Annotated in this window: 3 protein-coding genes; all 3 read left to right on the forward strand. The window is 62.0% G+C overall.

What is annotated here, in order from left to right:
• Positions 1-414: 414 nt before the first annotated feature.
• The 3 genes from Q0K15_RS10810 (at position 415) to Q0K15_RS10820 (ending at position 3,918) form a co-directional block, all read left to right on the forward strand.
• Positions 415-1,014, forward strand: a complete 600-nt coding sequence (locus Q0K15_RS10810) for a hypothetical protein (RefSeq protein WP_294515853.1) — start codon at positions 415-417, stop codon at positions 1,012-1,014.
• Positions 1,015-1,060: 46 nt separating this feature from the next.
• Positions 1,061-2,413 (forward strand): 8-oxoguanine deaminase, encoded by a 1,353-nt coding sequence (locus Q0K15_RS10815; RefSeq protein WP_294515854.1) that lies wholly within the window; start codon positions 1,061-1,063, stop codon positions 2,411-2,413.
• Between the two features lie 137 nt (positions 2,414-2,550).
• Positions 2,551-3,918, forward strand: a complete 1,368-nt coding sequence (locus Q0K15_RS10820) for an MATE family efflux transporter (protein WP_294515855.1) — start codon at positions 2,551-2,553, stop codon at positions 3,916-3,918.
• Positions 3,919-4,030 lie beyond the last annotated feature (112 nt).

The raw sequence follows: 4,030 nt of genomic DNA on the forward strand, positions 1-4,030 counted from the left end.
CATCGACCTGAGCGGCTATACCATTTCTGAGGAGTAACCCCTTACGCCTGAGGCGCCGGACAACACGTCCGGCGCCTGAGCCTGTCGACAAAGTCGACAGGCTCTCTCAAAAATGCAAGCATTTTTTCGAAGAGATGCAGGCCGCTGCGCGCATAATTTGTCCGGAGCGGCCAAATTCCACACTTGCGGCCTGAGAAGTGTTTTTTCCGAGGCACATGTCCCCGGAAAAAACAGATTTGACTTGATTCCGTCGTCTGCGGACGACGGAACTCTGCGAGGCTCTTGCATACGATTTGACATATGGGCACTTTTTCGACAGGCTGAGGCGCCGGACAACACGTCCGGCGCCTTTCCCTATTTGTTGCGCTCCCATACCCTTCATGTTATACTGGACCTATAGAAGGGGGGATCTTCATGTCTCAGCATAGACAAAAGCGTGTCATGCTCCCTCTGCTTTTGACGGCCCTTGTTCTGCTGCTTGCAGCCTTCTTTCTCTGGAACAGGCCATCCCATCTGAACCGCATCCTGTACCAGGAGGGCTATACCATCACCGGCTGTACCGAACAGAGCCTGTCCGTCGCCATCCCCAAGAAACTGTTGCCGGACGGCTTTCCACAGGAGGCAGAGGCCTTTGAGGCCTCCGACAATCTGAACCTCCTTTTATGGAGCGACGGCAGCTCCAACCTCTATCTGGACGCCCTCTGCTACGCCAATGGAAGGACGCCCGACCTGCTCTGGGCCTCCTTCCATTTCCAGTATGAGCCCTCCAGCTGCGGCTCTCTCCTGTTGCCCTATCTGCCCGACGGTCAGGGCGGCTCCACCCAGAGCCTAGGGCTCAGCAGCGCTGAGGCGGAGGTGGACCGTTCCCCCTGGCCCGACGCCGTCCATATCGCAGGACAGGGACCGGGCGAGACCTTCTCCGTCTATTTGGACGCCGCCGCGTTCCAGGCCGCCAGCGAGTCCTTCACCTTCCAGGTGGATGACCTCTGGGAGGTCTCCTATCAGCCTACGTAGATATGACCTGTTTCGTCCGCCTTTTTCTTCAAAGGAGGTCCTGGATATGTCTACCCTGCTCATCAAAAACGCCCGGTTTGTGGTATCCTGCGATGACGATGACACCCTCTACGAGCGGGTGAATCTCTTCATCCGGGACGGCGTCATCGTCTCCATCGGCCCCGACTACCACCAGGCCGACACCGTGCTGGACGCCTCCTCCATGACGGTCTACCCCGGCCTCATCAACACCCACCACCACCTCTACCAGCTCTTCTCCCGGAACCTACCCGAGGTGCAGAAGATGGAGCTCTTCCCCTGGCTGGTCACCCTCTACGAGGTGTGGAAGGACCTGGACGAGGAGGTGGTGACCTGGTCCGCCCTCACCGGCCTGGGAGAGCTCCTCAAGACCGGCTGTACCACCTGCTTTGATCACCATTACGTCTTTCCCAGGGATGCCGGCGACCTCATCGCCGCCCAGTTCCGGGCAGCCAGCCGGGTGGGCATCCGTTTCATGGCCGCCCGCGGGTCCATGGACCTCTCCCAGAAGGACGGCGGCCTGCCCCCCGACTCCGTGGTACAGACCATCGACGAGATTTTAGCCGACTCGGAGCGTCTGGTCCGAGTATGGCATGACCCCTCCCCCTGCTCCATGCGCCAGGTGGCCCTGGCCCCCTGCTCCCCCTTCTCCGTCTCCGGCGATCTGCTGCGGGAGACCGCCGGGCTGGCCCGAAGCTTGGGCGTGCGGCTCCACACCCATCTGTCCGAGACAAAGGACGAGGTGCAGTTCACCACCGAAAAATTCGGCATGCGCCCTTTGCAGTACATGGAGTCCCTGGGCTGGGTAGGGCCTGACGTGTGGTTCGCCCATGGCATCCACTTTGACGACGACGAGCTCCTCCTTCTGGCCGAGACCGGCACCGGCGTGGCCCACTGCCCCATCTCCAACATGAAGCTCTCCTCCGGGGTATGCCGGGTGCCCGACATGCTGGGCCTGGACATCCCGGTGGGCCTGGCCGTGGACGGCGCTGCCTCCAATGACGGCTCCAACCTGCTGGAGGAGCTGCGGGTATGCTACCTCCTCCACCGGCTCCAGGCCAGCGCCGACGCCCCCACCGGCTATGAGGTGCTGAAGATGGCCACCCGTGGCTCCGCCCGCCTCCTGGGCCGGGACGACATCGGCTGTCTGGCCCCCGGCAAGGCCGCCGACTGCTTCCTCATCGACCTGGACCGCCTGTCCCTGGTGGGCACCCAGCTGGACCCCATGTCCGTTCTGGGCACCGTAGGCTTCAAGGGGAACGTGGACTACACCATCGTCAACGGCATCCCCGTGGTGCAGAACGGCGAGCTCACCACCATCGACGAGGCCGAGACCGTCCGTACCGCCAATCAGGTGGTCCGGCACTATTTGAACCGCTGAGTCCTTCTCCGGCAGACCCCGCCAGTCCCAGGCTGGGTCTGCCGGATTTTTTTGTGTAAAATCTACGTTGTATTTCTGTAAGCCTGTGGTAAAATGTAGTTTTGTTCCGATAACGTTCTGTATTGGGGAGGCAGCATATGGCGGCACAAGCACAGGCGACGCTTCGGACCCCGGAAAGGGCCCCTCTTTTTTCCGCTGACGCTCTGCGGCGGCTCATTATTCCACTGGTTGTAGAGCAGTTTTTGGCCATGACCATCGGCATGGCCGATACCATCATGGTGACCTCGGTGGGTGAGCACGCCGTCTCCGGCGTCTCGCTGGTGGACAACATCAGCACCCTGCTCATCAACGTCTTTTCCGCCCTGGCCACCGGCGGCGCGGTGGTGGCGGCCCAGTATCTGGGCTCCCGTGACGAGCAAAACGCCTGCTCCGCCGCCAAGCAGCTCTTCTACGCCATCGGCGCCCTGTCGGCGGCCACCATGGCCGTCTGCCTCCTCTTCCGGGAGCCCATCCTCCGGCTGGTCTTCGGCCGCCTGGACGACAACGTGATGGAGGCCGCCATGACCTACTTCCTCCTCACCGCCATCTCCTACCCTTTGCTTGCCATCTATAACGCCGGCGCCGCCCTCTTCCGTGCCATGGGCAACAGCAAGGTGTCCATGCTGGCCTCCCTGCTGATGAATGTCGTCAACATCGGCCTCAACGCCATCCTCATCTACGGCGCGGGCATCGGCGTGGCGGGTGCCGGCTTCGGCACCCTCTTCTCCCGGCTGGCCGGGGCGGTGCTCATGACCTGGCTCATCTGCCAGAGCGGCCACCGCATCCACATCGACCACCTGCTCCACTTTGAATTCCGGGGACAGCTGGTGAAGAAGATCCTCCGCATCGGCGTCCCCAACGGCCTGGAAAACGGTATGTTCCAGATCGGCAAGCTGCTGGTGCTGGGCCTGGTCACCCCCCTGGGTACCTCTGCCACCGCCGCCAACGCCATCGCCAACTCTGTGGCCGGCGTGGTCAACGTGCCCGGCAACGCCATCTCCCTCTCCCTCATCACTGTGGTGGGTCAGTGCATGGGCGCCGGCGACTCCAAACAGGCTGTGCGCTACACCCGCAAGCTCATGATCATCGTCTACCTGGCCATGGGCAGTCTCAGCGTCCTGCTCTTCTTCTGCGCCGCCCCCGTGGTGGGTCTCTTCGGCCTCACCCCCGGCGCCGCCGTCATGGCCATCCAGGTCCTCCGGTGGTGCGCCGTCTTCGACCTCATCTTCTGGCCCATGTCCTTCACCCTGCCCAACGCCCTCCGCGCCTCCGGCGACGCCAAGTTCACCATGATCGTCTCCATGTGCTCCATGTGGATCTTCCGCATCGGCTTCTCCTACCTGCTGGTGCCCCAGATCGGCTTGCTGGGCGTGTGGGTGGCCATGTTCATCGACTGGATCGTCCGGGCCGTGGTCTTCCTCATCCGCTTCCTCAGCGGCCGCTGGAAAACCAAGACCGTCATTTAATATCGAAAGCCCTCCGCTCTTTCAGAGCGGAGGGCTCAGCTTGTCGAAAAAGTAGAAACGCCTCAGGTTTTGTGAAAGAGCCTCGCAGAGTTCCGTCGTCCGCAGACGACGG

The organism is uncultured Intestinimonas sp. (genome assembly GCF_944387245.1).
GTDB lineage: Bacteria > Bacillota > Clostridia > Oscillospirales > Oscillospiraceae > Intestinimonas.